Genomic DNA, 20,132 nt, shown 5'->3' on the forward strand with positions numbered 1-20,132 from the left:
CCTGTAAGGCGCGCTCTCGGATCGATCAGCCTTCAAGCAGTCGGCGGGCGATGACCTGCGCCTGGATTTCCGCCGCGCCCTCGAAAATGTTGAGGATGCGGGCGTCGCACAGCACGCGCGACACCGGATATTCCAAGGCGAAGCCGTTGCCGCCGTGGATTTGCAGGGCGTTGTCGGCGGCGGCCCAGGCGACGCGGGCGCCGAGCAGCTTGGCCTGACCGGCTTCGAGGTCGCAGCGCTTGCCCTCGTCTTTCGCGCGCGCCGCGAAATAGGTGATCTGGCGGGCGATGTGCACTTCCACCGCCATCATGGCGATCTTGTCGGCCACGCGCGGGAAATGGACCAGCGCCTTGCCGAACTGGATGCGCTCCTTGGCGTAGCGCAGCGCCAGCTCCATGGCGCATTGCGCCACGCCGACGGCGCGGGCCGCCGTCTGGATGCGGGCGCCTTCAAACGTCTGCATGAGTTGTTTAAAGCCCTGGCCCTCGACGCCGCCGAGCAGGTTTTCGGCGGGAACCTCGAAACCGTCGAAGGCGATTTCATATTCCTTCATGCCGCGATAGCCGAGCACGTGGATTTCGCCGCCGGACATGCCCTTGGCCGGGAAAGGGTTGGCGTCGTCGCCGCGCGGCTTTTCCGCCAGCAACATGGACAGGCCCTTGTAACCCGGCTCATTCGGGTTGGTGCGCACCAGCAGGGTCATCAGATCGGCGCGAACCGGATGGGTGATCCAGGTCTTGTTGCCGTTGACGATATATTTATCGCCCTCCTTCACGGCGCGGGTGCGCAGCGAGGCGAGGTCGGAGCCCGTGTTCGGCTCGGTGAACACCGCCGTCGGCAGGATTTCGCCGGAGGCGATTTTCGGCAGGTATTTCTCCTTCTGCGCCTGGGTGCCGCCGCACAGAATCAGTTCGCCGGCGATTTCCGAACGGGTGCCGAGCGAGCCGACGCCGATATAGGCGCGCGAAAGTTCCTCGGTAACCACGCACATGGCTTCCTTGCCGAGGCCCATGCCGCCGAATTCCTCCGGCAAGGTCAGGCCGAACACGCCGAGATCGGCGAGGCCCTGAATGATTTCGAGCGGGATATATTCGTTCTTGAGGTGCCATTCATGGGCGTGCGGCACGACTTCGGCTTCCGCATATTTGCGGATTTCCTCGCGGATGGCTTCCAGCGTCTCGTCGAGGCCGGGCGCGCCGACGGTGGCCGAGGCTTCGGCGTGATCGACCAGATCGACCAGGCGGGCGCGATTGGCGACGGTGTTGCCGGTCGCGATCAGCGTGTCGATCTCGGGGATTTTCTTGGCGGCGATCGATTCCAGCGACAGGCCGAAATCCGACAGGCGGATGATTTCGCCCTGGCTCATGGCGATGCCGCCAAAGATCTGCGCCAGATATTCGCCGACGCCGATGCGGGTCAGCAGGTCTTCGGTTTCGCCATAGCGGCCTTCGCCATTGATGCGCTCGGCATAGGCCAGCATTTCGCGCACGGATTCGACATAAGTGGCGAACCAGGCGAGGCCGTGGGCGGCGTGCTGTTCCTTTTCGATCAGGGCATTGGACAATTTGCCGTTTTCAACGACTTTTCCGCGCAGGCTCACGACCGCGTCGGTGTAAAGCGCCTGGATGGCGTGGGTCGCCTTGCGGCCGAGGGCAAAAAGGTCTTCGTTGGCGGCCTGAGTCATGTCGGCTCCTGCATTTCGGATGACAAAAATTCGTATGAAGGCGGATTATCGCGCCGCATATTGCGGCGCAATATGACCTTTGATCAGGCAAAGCCCTTTTTTCGCAGCAAGGCCGCCGTATCGGGCGCCCGGCCGCGAAAAGCGGCGTAGGCCACGTTGGGGTCGCGGCGGTTGCCGGCCGCGTAAACATTGTCCCGCAGCCTGCGCGCCGTTTCGGGATCGAAAATGTCGCCGGTTTCCTCGAAAGCCGCGAAACCGTCAGCGTCGAGCGTCTCCGACCAAAGATAGGAATAATAGCCGGCCGCATAGCCCTCGCCGGCGAAAATGTGCCCGAAGTGCGGCGAGCGATGCCGCATCACCATGAAAGCGGGCATGGCGACCCCGGTCAGGATTTCGGTTTCGGCGGCGCCGATGTCCTCGGGCGCGTCCGGCCGCCAATGCAGCTTGAAATCGACCAGAGCCGAGGCCAGGAATTCCACCGTGCCAAATCCTTGATTGAAATGGCGGGCCGCGACGATGCGGTCGATCATGGCTTGCGGCATGGCCGCGCCGGTCTCGTGATGCGTCGCGAATTTTTGCAGCACTTCCGGGCGGAGCGCCCAGTGCTCGTAAAGCTGCGATGGGAATTCGACGAAATCCGTCGGCGTGGAGGTTCCGCTCATGGAGGGATAGACCACGTCCGAGAGCATGCCGTGCAGCGCGTGGCCGAATTCGTGGAACAGCGTCATGACCTCGGTCAAGGACAGCAGCGAGGGCCGATCCGGCGAGGGTTTGGAAAAATTCATCACATTGACGATCACCGGGCGCTCCTCGCCGCCCAGCTTCCTCTGGCCGCGAAAACCCGACATCCACGCGCCCGAACGCTTGCCCGCGCGGGCGAAATAATCGCCGTAGAAAATGGCGACGTGGCGGCCCTGCCCGTCGGTGACTTCATAGGCGCGTACGTCCGGGTGATAGACGGGCAGATCGCGGCGCTGTTGAAAGCGCAGGTCGAACAGTTTTTCCGCGCAGTGGAAGGCGGCCTCGATCATGCGCTCCAACTGGAAATAGTTGGCCAATTCCGCCTGATCCAGCGCGTAGCGCGACCGCCGCAGCTTTTCCGCGTAATAGCGCCAATCCGGCGCGGCGAGCGGGAAATTGCCGCCTTCTTCATCCACGATCTGTTGCAGGGCGGCGCGCTCGTCTTCGGCGCCGCGCAGCGCCGGCGCCCAAAGCTGCTCCATCAACGCCATCGCCGCGCGCGGCTCACGCGCCATGGTCGGCTCAAGCTTGTAGTCGGCGAAAGTTTCATAGCCGAGCAGGCGCGCCTTCTCCTGACGCAACGCGAGGATTTGCGCGATCAGCGGCCGGTTGTCGGTCTTGCCCGGATTTTCGCCCCGCGCGATCCAGGCCTTGAACAAATCTTCCCGGAGATCGCGGCGGCTGGACTGACTCAGGAAAGCCTCGACGTTCGAGCGTTGCAAGGTCAGGGCATAGGGCTTGGTTGTGTTGCGATCTTTTGCCGTCTGGGCGGCGGCGGCTTTCACATCCTCCGCAACTCCGGCAAGGTCGGTTTCCTCCAGTTCGAACAGAAAATCGGTCTCGTCGGCCAGAAGATTTTGCGCGAATTCGGTTTCGAGGGTTGTGAGCTGCTCGGCGATCTCCGCGTAGCGCGCGCGAGCCGCGCCTTGCAGCTGCGCGCCGGTGCGAACGAAGCCTTTGTAGGTGAGTTCAAGCAGCCGCGCCTGTTCCTCGTCCAGCGTCAGCGTCTCGCGGCGGCGATAAAGCTCGGCCACGCGGGCGAACAGGTCGGGATTGAGCGAAATAGCGGTGTAATGGCGGGTGAGCAGCGGAGAAATTTCACGCTCGATGGCGCGCAATTCTTCGGTCGAATCCGTGCCGGTCAGGTTCCAGAACACGCCGCCGACCTGGTTGAGCTTTTGGCCGGCGAGTTCCAGCGCGTCGATGGTGTTGGCGAAAGTCGGCGCGTCCGGGTTTGCCGTCAGCGCGGCGATTTCCTGTTCGTGTTCGCGCAAGGCTTGGTCAAATGCGGCCGGGAACTGGTCCGTCCTGATTTGGGTAAAGGGAGGCAGGGCGAAAGGCGTGGTCCACTCGATCAAGAGCGGGTTCTGTCCGGTCATGAAAAATCTCCGTTCGCGTTGAAAATAGGCTGCGCGGGGTCGGCGCGCCAGATATTTGCATCGTCGCGTCACGTGCTGCGTGGTAGCCAAGCCTTGGCGCCTTTGGCGCGGAGGGATTTCCGGGCGCGAAAGGATTCCCATGCGTGAATTTTGGCGTTTGGCGCTGGAAAGCGCCCGAAGTTTCGAGAACGACGACGGCTACGCCATGTCGAGCCATATTGCGTTGCAGGGTCTGACGGCGATTTTTCCCTTCCTGATTTTCGTGACCAGTCTGGGGGGCTTTTTCGGCGCGCAAAAAATGGCCGACGACGCGGCCGGAGCGTTCTTCGAAATCTGGCCGCCGCAGGTCTCCGCACCCATTCTCAACGAAATCCACCAGGTTTTGAGCGCGCGGCACGGCGGACTGGTGACCATCAGCGCGGTTCTGGCGGTCTATTTCTCCTCCAGCGGGGTGGAAGCGCTGAGAACGGGCTTGAACCGCGCCTATGGCTTGAAGGAGACGCGGCCGTGGTGGCGGTTGCGGCTTCAGTCCATCGGCTATGTTCTGATCGGCGCCCTGGCCCTGCTGTCGCTGACTTTCATGCTTGTGCTCGGTCCGCTGATCTGGGCGGGCGTGCTGAAACTGGCCCCGGCGCTGGCGCCGGCGAGTCATCTGGTGGCGTTGGCGCGTTACGGCGTCGCCACGGTCATTCTCCAGATCGCCTTGATCGTCGCGCATTGGGTGCTGCCCAACGCCCGCATGCGGTTGCGCGATTGCGCGCCGGGCATCATCCTCACCTTCGGCGCGTGGATGGCTTTCGCGCTGGCCTTCAGCGCCTATCTCTCCCGCTTCGCGTTCAATTACGTCGCGACCTACGCCGGCCTGGCTTCGGTGATGATCGCCATCGTGTTTCTTTACGCGCTCGCGGCCATTTTCATTTATGGCGCGGAAGTGAACGAGGCGCTGGCGCGGGCGCGACTGGCGCGCTCCCAAAAAAAAGGGCGGGAGCAACCTCCCGCCCCGAAATAGCGCGCTTGCGGCGGGTCACGCCTTCCGGCCGGCCTCGATCACGTCTTCAATGGTGCGCAGGCCCGTTTCTGTCGCGTTGACCAGAACGGCCATGTTTCCGGGCGCGTGTTGGTTTTTCCACATTTTGGTGTGGGCCAGGGGGATCTTCCCCCAGGGGAAGACTTCGGACATGCAGGGATCGACGCGGCGATCGAGCACGAAATTGTTCGCCGCCGCCGCCTGTTTCAGATGGGCGAAATGCGACCCCTGGATGCGCTTCTGGCGCATCCACACGTAGCGGGCGTCAAAGGTGAGGTTGAAGCCGGACGTGCCCGCGCAAAACACCACCATGCCGCCGCGCTTCACCACCAAAGTCGAAACCGGGAAGGTGGCTTCGCCCGGATGTTCGAACACGATGTCGACATCCTTCTTGCCGGTAATGTCCCAGATCGCCTTGCCGAACTTGCGGGCTTCCTTGGTCCAGTCGGTGTATTCCTGCGAATTGACCTTGGGCAATTGGCCCCAGCACTTGAAGTCCTTGCGGTTGATCACGCCCTTCGCGCCGAGCGAAAGCACATAGTCGCGCTTGGATTCGTCGGAAATGATGCCGATGGCGTTGGCGCCGGCCGCCGCGATGAGCTGCACGCCGAACACGCCGAGACCGCCCGAAGCGCCCCAGACCAGGACATTGTCGCCGGGCTTGAGGCGGTGCGGCTCATGGCCGAACAGCATGCGGTAGGCGGTGGCGAGCGTCAGCGTATAGCAGGCGCTTTCCTCCCACGTCAGATGCTTGGGGCGCACCATCAACTGGCGGTCCTGCACGCGGCAGAACTGGGCGAAGGAGCCGTCCGGGGTCTCGTAGCCCCAGATGCGCTGCGAGGAGGAGAACATCGGATCGCCGCCGTTGCATTCCTCGTCGTCGCCGTCGTCCTGGTTGCAGTGGACGACGACTTCGTCGCCGACCTTCCAGCGCTTCACCTTGGAGCCGACCGCCCAGACAATGCCGGAGGCGTCGGACCCGGCGACGTGATAGGGCTGCTTGTGCGCGTCGAGCACGGAAATCGGCTCGCCCAGCGCCGCCCACACGCCATTGTAGTTGACGCCGGCGGCCATCACGAGAACCAGCACGTCGTGACTGTCGAGCGGCCAGGTGGGAATGACCTCAAGCTGCATGGCGGATTCCGGCGGCCCGTGGCGATCCTTGCGGATTACCCAGGCGTGCATGTTTTTCGGAACATGGCCAAGGGGCGGGATTTCGCCGATATCGTAGAGGTCTTTGTAGACCGGCGCCTTATCGACGCTTGACGCTGGCGTTTGATCGGTCAACGCTCACTCCCTTTGTTTTTCCCTGATGCGGCGCAATGCTAGAACGGCGTTCGCAAAATCCAAAAGCGAAATTTGCTGCGCTGCCGCAATTTGCCGTCGGGAAACGGGAGCGCGCCGGAAAAGTTCGCGCCTCCGCCTCCGATTGAGCCGGGAAATATACATTTTATTGAGGCTTGGCGAGTGTCCTCGCGGCCGTTTCGGTTCGTCCATAAGTCGAGGCCCGCTTTGTTCTCTTGCCCCGGGGCGACAGAGCTAAAGCGCCGGAAAACCTCTGGTTTTTGGGGGTCAGGCGGGCGCAGGGGCGCTGTTTTCCGGACTTGACGTCCGATTGTGCTTTGCGAAAAAGTGGGGCAAAGCATCGCTCGACAGAGATCGCCGCAACCCTTGTGAGAGGCTCGAATGACGAAGACCCAGACCGGGCGCGACAAGCCGTGGATTTTCCGCACCTATGCGGGCCATTCCAACGCCGCGGACTCAAACAGGCTCTATCGCGGCAATCTCGCCAAGGGCCAGACCGGCCTGTCCATCGCCTTCGATCTGCCCACCCAGACCGGATATGATTCCGATCATCCCCTCGCGCGCGGCGAAGTCGGCAAGGTCGGCGTGCCCATCAGCCATCTCGGCGACATGAACACTTTGTTCGATGGCATTCCCATCGCGCAGATGAACACGTCGATGACAATCAACGCCACCGCGCCCTGGCTGTTGTCGCTCTATATCGCCGCCGCCGACTTGCAGGGCGCGCCGCGCAATGCGCTACAGGGCACGACCCAGAACGACATCATCAAGGAATATCTGTCGCGCGGCACCTATGTGTTTCCGCCGGGGCCGTCGCTGCGCCTGACCAAGGACGTCATCCTGTTCACCACCAAGGAAGTTCCCAAGTGGAACCCGATGAACGTCTGCTCCTATCATTTGCAGGAGGCGGGCGCGACGCCGGTGCAGGAGCTGTCCTACGCGCTGGCGACGGCGGTGGCGATCCTCGACACCGTGAAAAAATCCGGTCAGGTGGCGGAGGAGGATTTCGGCGAGGTCGTCGGCCGCATCTCGTTCTTCCTCAACGCCGGCATGCGCTTTGTCACCGAACTGGCCAAGGTCCGCGCCTTCACCGAACTTTGGGACGAACTGACCCGCGACCGTTATGGCGTCAAGGACGAGAAGCATCGCCGTTTCCGCTATGGCGTGCAGGTCAATTCGCTCGGCCTCACCGAGCAGCAGCCGGAAAACAACGTCTATCGCATTCTGATCGAGACGCTGGCGGTCGTGCTCTCCAAGAAGGCGCGCGCCCGCGCCGTGCAATTGCCGGCCTGGAACGAGGCGCTCGGGCTGCCGCGTCCGTTCGATCAGCAATGGTCGCTGCGCCTCCAGCAAATTTTGGCCTACGAGACCGACCTGCTGGACTATGGCGACCTGTTCGACGGTTCGATTGAACTGAGCAGGAAGGTCGAGGAGCTGAAACGGGAAGCGCTGGCCGAACTGGCCGCCATCGACGCCATGGGCGGCGCGGTCGCGGCGGTGGAGACCGGCTATCTCAAGTCGAAACTGGTGGAGTCCAACACCCGCCGGCTGGAATCGATCGAGGCGGGCGAGCAGATCGTGGTCGGCGTCAATAAATTCGTCGAAAGCGAGCCCTCGCCGCTGACCACGGGCGACGGCTCCATTCTCGTGATCTCCGAGCATGTCGAGGCCGAACAGATCGCGCGCCTGAAAAGCTGGCGCGCCCAGCGCGATCCCAAGGCGGTGGACAAGGCTTTGGCGGAGCTGCGCGCCGCCGCTCAGGAAGACCGCAACATCATGGAGCCGTCGATCGCGGCGGCCAAGGCGGGCGTCACCACCGGCGAATGGGGCCAGACCCTGCGCGAGGTGTTCGGTGAATTCCGCGCGCCCACCGGCGTCGGCCGCACGGCGCGCGACACCGGCGGCTCGCTGGCCGCCGTGCGCGCGGAAGTCGAGCGCGTCTCGAAGAAGATCGGGCGCCGCATCAAATTCCTGGTCGGCAAGCCCGGCCTCGACGGGCATTCCAACGGCGCCGAGCAGATCGCCGTGCGCGCGCGCGACGCCGGCATGGAAGTGGTTTACGAGGGCATCCGCCTCACGCCGGCGGAGATTGTCAACGCCGCGCTTGAGGAAGGCGTTCACGTCGTCGGACTGTCGATCCTGTCCGGGTCGCATCTGCCGCTGGTGCGCGACGTGCTGGCCAAGATGAAGGCGCAAGGGATTTCCGACGTGCCGGTGATTGTCGGCGGCATCATTCCCCCGGAAGACGAAAAGCTGCTGCTTTCGGAAGGCGTCGCCGCCGTCTACACGCCCAAGGATTACGAACTCAACGCCATCATGGCCGATATCGTCCGCGTGGTGGAAAAAACCGCCGAAACCGTCTGAAACAACCATATGAGATTGCCAGCCTCCGCCGTGTGGGTCAAAAACGGCGGAGGTTTTGTTTTGATTCGACAGGAGTGCGCGCATGGCCGCCGAAGCCTGTACACAGGGACTGGACACCGGATTTATTGAACTCGGGTTCGCGAAAGTGGCGGCGCTCGGCGTGGTTCAGGGCATCTCGGAACTGCTTCCCATCTCCTCGACAGCGCATATGCGCATCGTTCCGGCGCTGCTGGGCTGGCGCGACCCCGGCTCGGCGTTTTCCGCCGCCATGCAGATGGCGGCATTGGCTGCGGTGATTTCCTATTTCTGGAGCGATATCAAGGGATTGGTTGGCGGCTCGCTCAACGCGGTTTGGCGGCGCGACTTTCGCGATTGGCAGTTTCGCTTCACCAGCTGGATCCTGCTCGCCACCGTCCCGCTGGTCATCTTCGGGGTTTTGCTGTCAAAGACGCTGAACACCTGCGGTTCGCCCTTGCGCAGTCTCTATGTCATAGGCGCCGCTTGCATCGTGATGTCGCTGTTGCTGGCGCTGGCGGAGAAATTCTGCGCGCATCGCCGCACGATGGATAATGTGTCGCTCAAGGACGCCATGTTGGTGGGTCTGGCGCAAGTCGGCGCGCTCATTCCCGGTGTTTCCAGATCCGGCTCAACCCTGACGGCCGCGCTGTTTCTCGATCTCAAACGTGACGAGGCCGCGCGTTTCTCGTTCCTGCTCGGACTTCCCGCGATATTTCTCGCCGGCGTCAAGGAATTCTACGAGCTTTACCACGCGCATCTGTCGGCGAACGGCTGGATGATTCTCGGCGTCGGCCTGATCGTTGCGTCAATCTCGGCTTTTGTCGCGATCTGGAGCCTGATGAAATTCCTGGAGCGATTCTCGTCGTGGATTTTTGTGTTTTATCGTTTCATCCTCGGCGTTGTCTTGATCGTCGGGGTTTACTGGGGCTGGCTGGCGTAACAGCCGGGCGCCTTGGCGCTGAAAATGGCCTCTGTGCGGACGCACAGGGCCAAGGTCGTCAATAATCAAAAAACCTGCTTATCAATCCTCAAGCAACTGCTTGAGCAGGTCCAGTTCGCGCTTCAGCGAATTGTCCTGGGCCACCAACCCGTCGATTTTACGCACGGCGTGCAGAACGGTGGTGTGATCGCGGCCTCCGAACCGACGGCCGATCTCCGGCAGGGAGCGCGGCGTCAGGATCTTGGCGAGATACATGGCGATCTGACGCGGCTTGACCACATTCGCCGTGCGACGCGAAGACAGGATATCGGCGCGGCTGACATTGAAATGTGTCGCCACCAGCTTCTGGATGTCTTCGATCTTGATGCGCTTGGCCTCGCGGTGCCGGATCAGGTCGCGAATGGCGTTTTCGGCCTGCTCCATCGACAAGACGGAGCCAACCAGCGTGGTATGGGCGAGCAGGCGATTGACCGCGCCGTCGAGATCGCGGCCGTTGGTCCGGATCAGGTTCGCCACCATCTTGACGACGGCGGGCGAGACGTCGAACGCGGGCTGAACAATTTTGGTCGCGGCGACTCTGGCCTCGACGATGTTCAGGCGCAATTCATCGTCCAGCGGATGAATTTCGACGCAAAGACCGCCAGCCAACCGTGAGCGGATGCGTTCATCGAGATTGTCGAGCTCATTCGGCACGCGATCGCAGGCGATGACGACCTGCCGCCCATTGTCGATCAGCGCGTTGATCGTGTGGCAAAACTCCTGCTGGATCGTCTTGCCCTGCAGGAATTGCACGTCGTCAACGATGAGAATGTCGATGCCGCGCAGGGACTCCTTGAAAGACAGCGACGTCTGCGCCTTGAGCGCCGACACGAAACTGTACATGAACTTTTCGGCGGTGAGATAAAGCGCGTTGCGCCCGGCCACCGTCGCGTTGTGCGCGATCGCCTGGACCAGATGCGTTTTCCCAAGGCCGACGCCCGCGTGGACATAGAACGGGTTGTAGATCGATGACGAGCGGCTGACTTCCTGCGCGGCGGAGAACGCCAGTTGATTGGATTTGCTGACCAGAAAGGTCGAGAAATTCATGCGCGTGTCGAGCACGGAGGTCTCGACGCCCGTATTGGCTTCCTTGAACATCTCACGCGGTCGCGCCGACCCGGCCGCCGCCTGCGAACCCGAAACGCGCGACTGGCCGGCGGGTTCGGCTTCGGCGCCCACGACGCTGAAGGTTGTGGTGCGTACAGAAAGGCAAATCTCGGATATCGCGGGCAATTGCGCGAGCGCTATCGCGCGAAGCTTGTCGTAATAATGTGCATGAATCCAGCTTTTCAGAAATTTTGTCGGCACGGACAGATAGGCGCAACCATCCGCAATACGATCCAACTCAAGCCGGGTGAACCAAGACGAGTAAATGGCGTCACCCAGTTCAGCCCGCAAAACGGCGCAAAACTTCGTCAACTCATCGCTGCGGGAGTTGGCGCCGGTTAGTGCTTTTTGAGTGTTTGCCTTTGACATTTCAGTCTTCTTGTCTTTTTGCCTGATGGTCTACGATCTGTGCAACGAACGCACTTGAATAAAGAGGAACTCGCACCCCCTACGACATACATGCCTCCGCGTCTCCGAAGACGCCGCCAGGATACATGCTCATTACACCATCCGCATTTTTGGCAAGCCTGCCGCTTGGCCATCTAGCAAAAATTATAGCAAAAATCAATAAAAAAAATTAATCAATTTGAATCAGGCTGTTTGCAGTCAGGTTCAAGAGAGACGAGAACCCTAGTTCCTAAACGTTGCGTGCTTCTATACATTGGGTTTCTTATAGTTAATCTTGTGTAATACAATTGCTTGAAACCATGAAGAAACGATACACGCGAGCCGTTGGTCGCGCAATGGCAAAACTACAATTTTCCGCCACATGACGGCCATGATCGGGTCGTCAAGACTCTCGCTTGATCTGATGCGCCGGAGAAAGCGCCGAGTCCGAGCAAAAACGCCAAGGCGGCTCATTCGCGGAAAAAAAACGCCGCTCCCATCCTTGCCGATTCGGGCCGTCTGGACGCGCGAGTCAAGAACGTCCGAGGCGCCTCCACAGCGCCCTTTGCGGATAAGCGACGAAAACCTATGGAGGTTCAAGCACCGCGGCCAAGGCCCGACAGAAAAATTTCCGCGGAATTGCCCATTCGACACAGGCGCGCTCCGGCGCTCCACGCCTCACGCGCGCAAATTAAGCCAACGTCGCCTCTGAGCGCGGGCGTAACCTCGCTGTGGACGCCGACCCGGACGCCGGTCAGGCCCATCGCCTTGGGATCGCCTCTCAACGGCGGCGTTTGCGGTGATGGCGGCCCCACCTATCCGGCGATCGTCCGGTTGGCGGCGCGGCGATTCTGCCCTTTGCAGCTATTGCGCGACAGATCGGGCGGCCGAAATCTCGGCCATTTGCGCCCCGGCGCGACCCAAATCCGAGACAACGCCGTTCGGCTCTCTCTATTGATGGACCGGAAGCCCTTGGATTGTTTGGTCGGGGCAGCAGGATTCGAACCTGCGACCTGTAGTACCCAAAACTACCGCGCTACCAGGCTGCGCTATACCCCGTGACGCCCTCCCGCTAGCATGGCCAGCACGACGCGGCAAGTTGCGGCTGGCCCCGGCGGCCATTCTGCAACCTGTTCCGGTCAGATTGAACCGGATCGGGACTTTGGATTGTTGTCTTTCGCATTTTCTTGACGCGAACCGGCATCCCCTTCGCTCAAAAATTGCTCTAAATGCGTCGCTCCCTGCATTATCAGGCCCTAATCTGTTTTTCGCTTTCGGGGGAGCTTGGATTGGATCGGGGTTGTGTCGCACCCGGACTGGGGCCATCGCCACCCCTGCGTCGCAGGAGCAAGCGTCGATGATCGGGACTCGCCTATTTTCGCATCTCTGGCCGGGCGTGCCGCTGGCGTTCGGCTCGGCCGTCCTGTTCGGGATGACGGCGCCGCTCGCCAAGGGTCTGCTCGCCGCCTTCGATCCGCAATTGCTGGCGGGCGGGCTTTATCTCGGCGCCGGACTCGGCCTCGCCGGGGTCGTCTTCGCGCGCCGCGCTGTTGGCAGGCCGGCGGCCGAGGCGCCGTTGCGGCGCGCGGATCTGCCCTGGCTGGCGGCCATTGTGCTGGCGGGCGGCGTGCTCGGTCCGCTGGCGCTGATGGAGGGCCTGAACCGGACCAGCGCCGCCAACGCCTCGCTGCTGCTCAATCTGGAAGGGCTGGCGACCATGGCCATCGCCTGGCTGGTGTTCCGGGAGAATGTCGACGCGCGTCTGCTCGCAGGCGCCGCCGCCATTCTGGCGGGCGCGGCGGCGCTGTCGTGGCAGGGGCGCGGGCTGTCGCTGGACACGGGCGCGCTGCTGGTGGCCGGCGCCTGTCTGGCCTGGGGCGTCGACAACAATCTCACCCGCAAATTGTCCTTTGCCGATCCGGTGAGCATCGCCACGATCAAGGGGCTTGTCGCCGGCGCGGTCAATGTCGCGGCGGCTTTTTGGCGCGGCGCCGCGATGCCTTCGCCGACAGCCATCGGCCTTGCGGCCTTGCTTGGCTTTCTCGGGGTCGGCGTCAGCCTCGTCCTCTTCATCCTTGCGCTGCGCCATCTTGGAACGGCGCGGACCGGCGCCTATTTCTCGCTCGCTCCGTTCATCGGAGCCCTCGCCGCCATCGGCCTGCTGCATGAAGCGCCGACGATGAAACTGGCCGTGGCCGGCGTGATGATGGCGGCCGGCGTCTGGCTGCATCTCACCGAACGGCACGAGCATGACCATGAACACGAGGCTCTGGACCATGCGCATGCGCATGTGCATGACGAACATCACCAGCACGGGCACGACGAACAGCCGGTGGTCGAGCCGCATGCGCACTGGCATCGTCACGCCCGGCTGATCCACGCCCACCCGCATTACCCGGATCTGCACCACCGGCACATGCATTGAAACCTTGTCACAGGCGCGCGGCGTGCCAGGCGATATGGTCCGCCATGAAACTTGAGATGAAATAATAGGAGTGGTCGTAGCCCTCGCGCATGTTGAGCGTGAGCGGAATGCCAGCCTTCCGGCAGGCCGCCTCCAGCAGCCAGGGTTTCAGCCCCTTGTCCAGAAACGAGTCGGCGCCGCCCTGATCGACCAGGAATTCCTTGAATTTTTTGCCATCGGCGATCAGCAAAGTGGCGTCGTAGGCGCGCCATGCCGCCTCGTCGGCCCCCAAAAATTTGGTCAGCGCGGGGATCGACCAGTCGCTGGTGGAGGGTTGCACGATGGGCGCGAAGGCCGAGCAGCTCTTGAAGCGCTCGGGATGTTTCAGCGCCAGGGTCAGCGCGCCATGGCCGCCCATGGAATGGCCGAACACCCCCTGGCGCGACAGGTCGGCGGCCGGAAATTGCTCCGCAATCAGCTCGGGCAATTCCCGCGCAATATAGGAATACATGCGGTAATTGCGGTCATAGGGCGCTTGGGTGGCGTCGAGATAGAAGGCCGCGCCGGAGCCGAATTGCCAATTGTCCTTCTCGTCGGGCACATCGTCGCCCCTTGGCGAGGTGTCCGGGCACACGATCATCACGCCATGGCGCGCCGCCGCCGCCCGGAACTCGCCCTTTTCGGTGACATTGGCGTGGGTGCAGGTGAGGCCGGAGAGATACCACAGCACCGGAACTTTCCCCGTCACGCCTTGAGGCGGAACGAAGACCGAAAAGGTCATGGGGGTTTTGGTCTCGCGCGAATCGTGGCGATAGACGCCTTGAACGCCCCCATGCGCTTTGGCGGTCGATACGGTTTCCATCAACGACTCCAGTGTTGCGGCAATAGAAAGCGCCGGCGCAAGCGCCGACGCTCTTCATTCCCTTGAAATAAGTCACGCCGCCAGCTTGCCCGCCGCCTTGGCGACATGGGAGGCGATGGCGTCCATCAGCGGCGGCGACAGGCAATCGTAAGGCTCCAGCCCGATCGACCTGAGTTGCGCGCGCACCTCGCCCATTTTCGCCGGCGGGAAGCCGGATTCGATGATCGAGGACACGAAGGCGGCGAATTGCGGCTCCTGCCAGCCCTGCTCGTTCGACAGTTCGGTGTGAACGAAATCGAGGCCGTAGAACGGATGGTTGGCGTTTTCGATGCGGCCGTACATATGCACGCCGCAGTCCCGGCAGGCATGGCGCTGGATGGTCGCGGACGCATCGACGACATGGAGCTTTTCGGCGCCGGACACGACTTTCAGATTGTCGCGCGAGACCACGGCGACGACCGAGAACACCGCGCCCTGGGGCTTCCAGCATTTGGTGCAGCCGCAGGCGTGATTATGCGCGACATTGCCGGTGATGCGCACCTGCACCGGATGATCGGCGCATTTGCAGGTGAGCGCCCCGCCCGCGAAATTGGGGTTGCCTTTCCTGACGCCATTATCGATCGACGGGTGAAGTTTCAGCGCCATGGGGGCCTCCTTTCGCATCATGGAAACGTTGGACGTCGGTGAGCCGGCGGTCTCCGAACCTGAGTCGGCGTCGGAGCCGATATTGAAGAATTGCATGAGCTTTTTCAGCATCGCAGAAGCCTCCACTTTCGCGCGCGGCTTGCCCGCAAGCAGTTTTAAATGAAAAAACGCCAGACTTGCGAACACTCCCACGAAAAAACGCCAAGTCTTGCGGCAAGACTATCGCACCATGATTATGGCACGGAGCTTCTGTCGCCGCATGGGCGGGAGTCTTAGAACTCTCTTATGATTTTCACATTGACGACTTAAAAATAATCGGCTGAATTCTTGTCATGACGCAAGCAACGCCCGGCTCCCTCGCCCTCCGGCGCTTCAGCCGAGCTTTTTCGCTCGCGGGGCTCGCGCTTGTGTTGGCGGCGGCCGCATGGGCCGACCCGTTGAAGATCGAGATCGCCTTCATCGCGCGCGCCCGCGCCCCGTCGCCGCCCTATGTGATCGACGCCCCGCCGCCCGGCGAAGGTTTTGACGGCGCCAAGCTCGCGGTGCAGGACAACGCCACCACCGGCGCCTTTCTCGACCAGAGTTTTGAATTGCGCGACGTCGAGCTTGGCGAGGATGAAAGCCCCGTCGAAGCAGCAAAACCGCTGCTGGCGCGGGGCGTCAAAATGTTCGTCAGCGCCCTGCCCGCCGACGAGACGCTGGCGCTGGCCGATGCGCTCAAAACCCAGGGCGCGCTGCTGTTCAACGCCGGAGCGACCGACGATTTTTTGCGCGGCTCCGCGTGCCGCTCGAACCTGTTCCATACCGCGCCGAGCCGGGCCATGCTGACCGACGCTCTGGCGCAATATCTGGCGGTGCGGCGCTGGAGCAAGGTTTTGCTGGTTCCCGGCCCCAACGCTGGCGACGCGGCCTATGCCAGCGCCTTCCGCGCCTCGGCGAAGAAATTCGGCGTGAAAATCGTCGCCGAAAAGCCCTGGGCTTTTGGGCCGCTGGCCCGCGCCCGCTCCGATGCGGTGACGGAGGCCGAAGCCCTCACTTTTGCACGCAATGTGGAGGCTGATCTCATCGTCGTCGCCGACGAGGCCGACGATTTTGGCGACTATATCCTCTACCGCACCGCCGAACCGCGCCTCGTCGCCGGGACACAGGGGCTGACGCCGGTGTCGTGGCACCCGACCCATACCGCCTATGGCTCCGAGCAATTGCAGAACCGCTTCATCCGCATGACCAAGCGCCGGATGCGGCCGATCGATTATCAGGCCTGGATCGCGGTGCGCGCCATCGGCGAAGCCGTGACCGAACTGCGGTCCGCCGACCCCGCCAAAATCGGCTCGGACATGCAGGGGCCGGGCTTCAACCTCGCCATTTTCAAGGGCGCGGCGGCGAGTTTCCGGCCCTGGGACCGGCAATTGCGGCAGGCCATTCTGCTGGCGCAGCCGAAATCCCTGATCGGCCTCGCGCCGCTGCCGGAATTCTTGCATCAGCGCAACACGCTGGACAGTTTGGGCGTCGACGCGAGCGAAAGCGCCTGCAAACCGGGGACGCCATGAAAGCCTTCCGCCTCGCCCTTGTCGCCTGCGTTGTCGCCAGCCCGGCCAGCGCCTATCGCATCTATGTCACCAACGAAAAAGCCAACACGATCACCGTGATCGACAGCGACACGCTGACCGTGACGCAAACGGTCAAGGCAGGGCGCCGGCCGCGCGGCGTGCGGGTCAGCCCCGACGGCAAGCTGCTTTACGTCTGCGCCAGCGACGAGGATGGAATCCAGGTGTTCGACACCGCGACGATGAAGCTGCTGCGCACGCTGGAGTCCGGCCCGGACCCGGAGCAGTTCGCGATGAACGCGGCCGGCGACCTGCTCTACATCGCCAACGAGGACAATGCGCAAGTGACCGTGCTCGACGTGGTAAAAAACCAGGTCGTCGCCAATGTGCCCGTTGGCGTCGAGCCGGAGGGCATGGCGCTGAGCCCCGACGGTTCGGTGCTGGTCAACACCTCCGAGACCACCAATATGGCGCATTTCATCGACGCCAAAACTTTTAGACGGATCGACAATGTGCTGGTGGACAAGCGCCCGCGCTACGCCGTGTTCACGCCCGACGGCTCAAGACTGTGGGTGAGTTCGGAAGTCGGCGGAACCGTGTCGGTGATCTCCGCGAAAAACCGCGAGATCGTGAAGAAAATCCGCTTCGACGCGCCCGGCCTCACGCCCGAGGAAGTGCAGCCGGTCGGCATGCGCATGACGCGGGACGGCAAGACCGTTTTCGTCGCGCTCGGACCGGCCAACCGCGTCGCCGTGGTGGACGCGGAAACTTTTGAAATCCGCAAATATATTCTGGTGGGACAGCGGGTCTGGCATCTGGCGCTCACGCCCGACGAAAGATACCTGTTCACCGCCAACGGCAATTCGAACGACGTCACCGTCATCGATGTCGCCGCGTTGAAGGCGATCAAGTCTATTCCAGCAGGAGCGGCGCCCTTGGGCGTCGCGTCTTCTCCGAACTGAAACCTGCGGCGCCCTTGGGCGTCGCGTCTTCGCCCAATTAGGTGGATCGGCCATGCGGGGTTTTCGCGCCCATAAAGTCGCCCTCATGCTGAGGAGCCTGCGCAGCAGGCGTCTCGAAGCACGAGGGCGGCCCACGCGCCTTTCAGCGCTGCTTCTCTTGGCCTTCGCCACCCCCGCCCTGGCTGGCGGCCCTCCGCCGGCCGACGAGGATTGGCCCTGCCCGCAGCGGCGCGCCGGCGCCATCAGCCGGGCCGCGATCTGGGCCGGCCCGGCGGCCGAGAGCCGCTGGGACGACGACCGCGAGGCGGCGGCGCTGGCGCGAAAACTGGCCTCGCGCCGCACCCCGCTCGACGAGGCCGATGCGCTGATCGAGGCCTTCGCCAAACAGGCCGGCGCGGACAAGGACAAACGGCTGACCCTGGTGTTCGAGGGAACGCTCGACCTGATCAATGGCGAGCGCGACAAGGTGATGTCGGCGATCGCGCGCTACGCCCGAGGGCAGAAGGCGCTGGCGGCGAAAGTGCGGGAGGACGCCGAAAAAGCCGCCGATGCGCAAGAGGGCCAGGGCGACATCACCGCGCCGGACGCCTTGGAGCAGGCGCATCCGGACCTCAAATGGGACAAGCGCATTTTCGACGACCGCGCGCAGACGCTGACCTATGTGTGCGAAAGCCCGGTGTTGCTGGAGAAGCGGGCGTTTGCGCTGGCGCGGGTCCTTCAAGAAAAATTGTAACGGTGCGGCATCTTTGATCTAGCCTGTTGTTCCACAAATACTTTTGGCAGAAATCCCCAAATTCATAAGAATAAAATAATAAGGTTTTTCGGCTCTAGCGGAACAGAAGGAATTTTATTTCGTTGTTTGCCGGAGCGGGAGAACATACTCTCTCAGTTGCCGCAATCCGGGCGTCAGACCTGGATGCGGGAGGAAGCGCAATGCAGGGCATGACACATGAATGTTCTGATTATCGAAAATGATCTGGTGGCCGGAGGCGTACTCGCCGAAGGCCTGAAAGCCGAAGGTTTTGACGTTACCTTCGTTCAAAAAGCCGAAGACCCCGTGGAGACCGTCAAGGCGCTCAACCCTTGCGCCGTGGTGTTCGACACCCCCTTGGCCGACGGCAGCGATCTCGAAACCTGTCGGGCCATGCGCCGCCATGGCCGCACCGAGCCGATCCTGTTCCTGAGCGACCGGCGCGATCCCGCCGACCGCGCCAATGGCTTGATGGCCGGGGCCGACGATTACATCGCCAAACCCTTCGCCTTCGAGGAATTTGTCGAACGGCTGCGGGCGCATCTGATGCATCGCTCGATCTCCGACGATTCGCGCGAGCGCCGCAAGGTCGGGCAATTGATCCTGGATATGCACACGCGCCAGGCGCATTACGGCAAGGCCCATATCCGCTTGACCCAGCGCGAGGCGGAACTGCTGGGCATTCTGATGGAAAACGCCAACCAGCCGGTATGCCGGGGCGACATATACGACCAGCTTTGGGGCGACCAGGGCTGTACGTCGTTGAATGTCGTGGATGTCTATCTGGGCTATCTCCGAACCAAATTCACGGAGATCACCCGCGTCGGCGGCCCCTTCATCAGCACGGTGCGCGGGCGCGGCTTCATGCTCGACATCAACGGCTACAAATGCGCGGCGCGCTGAGCGCCGACTGATCCTCCTCAAAACTTTCGGCGCGCGCCGCATCCGCGCGGGCGCGCCGGAGCGAGGTTTCTTCATGCGTCATCTTTCTTCCGTGCTCAGCGCGGCGGCTTTTGCTTGCGCTGTTGTCGCCGGCGCCGCCTCCGGGGCGCAAGAGTCCCCGCTCTCGGCGGCCGACCTCCTGTTCGAACGCCCGCAATTGCAGGGGCTGAAGGCAGGCGACCGGCTGGAGTACAGCTACAGTTTCCACTCGGCTGACGAAAAACTGTTCGGGCCGGCCTTCGACGACCGCATCGGCCTGCGGGTCGAACCGGGCGAGGCTCCCGACAAGAGGCGCGTCGAGGTGGACCTGTTTTCGGCCGCGCGCCGACGCGCCGCCGGGCCGTTCGACGACATGACCGGCAATCCCCTGCTCAGCCTGATGCTGGAGGAGAACCTTCAGCGCCTCGCCGCGATTTTCCAGTCCAATCCGCGCTATATGAAGACCGCGATCCGCCTCGCCCTGCGCAACGCCGTCGCCAGCCCCGATTCTGCGGACGGCTGGCGCGTCGAGGTCGAGCCGTTCAGGAACGACGTTCACAAGGCGCGGATGCACGGGCTGGAGACGCTGACCTACCGCTTCCGCGTGTCGGCGGCGGCGCCGGGCGAAATCACCGAGATCGACATTTTCGCCCGCGATCCCTCGGGCGCCGTCCTGTTCGAGGAGACCACCCGCTATGCCGGCAAGAACTAGTTTTGCGCTCGGCTTGCTGCTGGCGGGAACTTTGGCGGCGGCGGCGCAGACTCCGGCGAACGATTTTCCCACCGAGGCGCGCGCCGACTATGTGTTCGCCTGCATGGCCGCCAATGGCCAGACGCCTGACGCCCTGAGAAAATGCGCGTGCTCGATCGACATGGTCGCCTCGATCCTGCCTTACGACCGCTATGTCGAGGCGGAAACCGTGCTGTCGATGCGCCAGGGGCTGGGACGCAAGGCGTCGATGTTCCGCGCCGCCAATTTCGAGGACATGGTGGCCGACCTGCGCCGCGCCCAGGCCGAAGGCGAGATCCGCTGCTTTTACTGACGCCCA

16 protein-coding genes and 1 tRNA gene are annotated in these 20,132 nt (G+C 62.6%); 10 read left to right on the forward strand and 7 right to left on the reverse strand.

What is annotated here, in order from left to right; genetic code table 11:
- Window positions 1-25 precede the first annotated feature (25 nt).
- Both CCR94_RS06980 and CCR94_RS06985 read right to left on the reverse strand, forming a co-directional pair.
- Window positions 26-1,684: an acyl-CoA dehydrogenase family protein gene (locus tag CCR94_RS06980; RefSeq protein ID WP_104507154.1), complete on the reverse strand. Its 1,659-nt coding sequence runs from the start codon at window positions 1,682-1,684 to the stop codon at window positions 26-28.
- An 83-nt stretch (window positions 1,685-1,767) separates the two neighbouring features.
- Window positions 1,768-3,804 (reverse strand): M3 family metallopeptidase, encoded by a 2,037-nt coding sequence (locus CCR94_RS06985; RefSeq protein WP_104507155.1) that lies wholly within the window; start codon window positions 3,802-3,804, stop codon window positions 1,768-1,770.
- Window positions 3,805-3,943: 139 nt separating this feature from the next.
- On the opposite strand from CCR94_RS06985, the gene CCR94_RS06990 reads away from it, so the two are divergent.
- Window positions 3,944-4,813 (forward strand): YihY/virulence factor BrkB family protein, encoded by an 870-nt coding sequence (locus CCR94_RS06990; RefSeq protein ID WP_104507156.1) that lies wholly within the window; start codon window positions 3,944-3,946, stop codon window positions 4,811-4,813.
- A gap of 15 nt (window positions 4,814-4,828) precedes the next feature.
- On the opposite strand, the gene ccrA is transcribed toward CCR94_RS06990, so the two are convergent.
- Window positions 4,829-6,118: a crotonyl-CoA carboxylase/reductase gene (gene ccrA / locus CCR94_RS06995; protein WP_104507157.1), complete on the reverse strand. Its 1,290-nt coding sequence runs from the start codon at window positions 6,116-6,118 to the stop codon at window positions 4,829-4,831.
- Window positions 6,119-6,517: 399 nt separating this feature from the next.
- Between ccrA and CCR94_RS07000 the strand changes: the two genes are divergently transcribed.
- A complete protein-coding gene (locus CCR94_RS07000) occupies window positions 6,518-8,500 on the forward strand; it encodes a protein meaA (RefSeq protein ID WP_104507158.1) in 1,983 nt (660 codons plus the stop codon).
- Window positions 8,501-8,582: 82 nt separating this feature from the next.
- Window positions 8,583-9,458 (forward strand): undecaprenyl-diphosphate phosphatase, encoded by an 876-nt coding sequence (locus CCR94_RS07005; RefSeq protein WP_104507159.1) that lies wholly within the window; start codon window positions 8,583-8,585, stop codon window positions 9,456-9,458.
- An 81-nt stretch (window positions 9,459-9,539) separates the two neighbouring features.
- On the opposite strand, the gene dnaA is transcribed toward CCR94_RS07005, so the two are convergent.
- Together dnaA and CCR94_RS07015 are read right to left on the reverse strand one after the other, a co-directional pair.
- On the reverse strand, window positions 9,540-10,973 hold the full coding sequence (gene dnaA / locus CCR94_RS07010) for a chromosomal replication initiator protein DnaA (RefSeq protein ID WP_104507160.1): 1,434 nt from the start codon (window positions 10,971-10,973) through the stop codon (window positions 9,540-9,542).
- Between the two features lie 1,000 nt (window positions 10,974-11,973).
- Window positions 11,974-12,050, reverse strand: a tRNA-Pro gene (locus CCR94_RS07015).
- 298 nt (window positions 12,051-12,348) lie between these two features.
- Here CCR94_RS07015 and CCR94_RS07020 point away from each other — a divergent pair.
- Complete coding sequence (locus CCR94_RS07020; protein WP_104507161.1) at window positions 12,349-13,416, forward strand: DMT family transporter; 1,068 nt, start codon at window positions 12,349-12,351, stop codon at window positions 13,414-13,416.
- Window positions 13,417-13,423: 7 nt separating this feature from the next.
- Here the strand turns inward: CCR94_RS07020 and fghA are convergent, their stop codons facing one another.
- Together fghA and gfa are read right to left on the reverse strand one after the other, a co-directional pair.
- The gene (gene fghA, locus CCR94_RS07025; protein ID WP_104507162.1) at window positions 13,424-14,257 is read right to left on the reverse strand and encodes an S-formylglutathione hydrolase; all 834 of its coding nucleotides are present in this window, start codon (window positions 14,255-14,257) and stop codon (window positions 13,424-13,426) included.
- A gap of 72 nt (window positions 14,258-14,329) precedes the next feature.
- Entirely contained in the window at window positions 14,330-14,902 is a 573-nt protein-coding gene (gene gfa / locus CCR94_RS07030) for an S-(hydroxymethyl)glutathione synthase (protein ID WP_104507193.1), read from the reverse strand.
- A 332-nt stretch (window positions 14,903-15,234) separates the two neighbouring features.
- On the opposite strand from gfa, the gene CCR94_RS07035 reads away from it, so the two are divergent.
- The 6 genes from CCR94_RS07035 (at window position 15,235) to CCR94_RS07060 (ending at window position 20,126) form a co-directional block, all read left to right on the forward strand.
- Window positions 15,235-16,452: an ABC transporter substrate-binding protein gene (locus CCR94_RS07035; RefSeq protein WP_104507163.1), complete on the forward strand. Its 1,218-nt coding sequence runs from the start codon at window positions 15,235-15,237 to the stop codon at window positions 16,450-16,452.
- The gene (locus CCR94_RS07040; protein WP_104507164.1) at window positions 16,449-17,411 is read left to right on the forward strand and encodes a PQQ-dependent catabolism-associated beta-propeller protein; all 963 of its coding nucleotides are present in this window, start codon (window positions 16,449-16,451) and stop codon (window positions 17,409-17,411) included. The genes CCR94_RS07035 and CCR94_RS07040 overlap by 4 nt, the downstream gene beginning before the upstream one ends.
- A 157-nt stretch (window positions 17,412-17,568) precedes the next feature.
- Window positions 17,569-18,144 carry a hypothetical protein gene (locus CCR94_RS07045; protein WP_104507165.1) on the forward strand — a complete coding sequence of 192 codons (576 nt, stop codon included), beginning with the start codon at window positions 17,569-17,571 and terminating at the stop codon, window positions 18,142-18,144.
- A gap of 216 nt (window positions 18,145-18,360) precedes the next feature.
- Entirely contained in the window at window positions 18,361-19,065 is a 705-nt protein-coding gene (locus tag CCR94_RS07050) for a response regulator transcription factor (protein ID WP_104507166.1), read from the forward strand.
- A gap of 73 nt (window positions 19,066-19,138) precedes the next feature.
- Window positions 19,139-19,795, forward strand: coding sequence for a hypothetical protein (locus tag CCR94_RS07055; protein ID WP_104507167.1), 657 nt, complete (start codon window positions 19,139-19,141; stop codon window positions 19,793-19,795).
- Entirely contained in the window at window positions 19,779-20,126 is a 348-nt protein-coding gene (locus CCR94_RS07060) for a hypothetical protein (protein WP_104507168.1), read from the forward strand. Before CCR94_RS07055 ends, CCR94_RS07060 begins: the two co-directional genes overlap by 17 nt.
- The last annotated feature ends 6 nt before the right edge of the window (window positions 20,127-20,132 follow it).

Source organism: Rhodoblastus sphagnicola, from assembly GCF_002937075.1.
Classification (GTDB): Bacteria; Pseudomonadota; Alphaproteobacteria; order Rhizobiales; family Beijerinckiaceae; genus Rhodoblastus; species Rhodoblastus sphagnicola.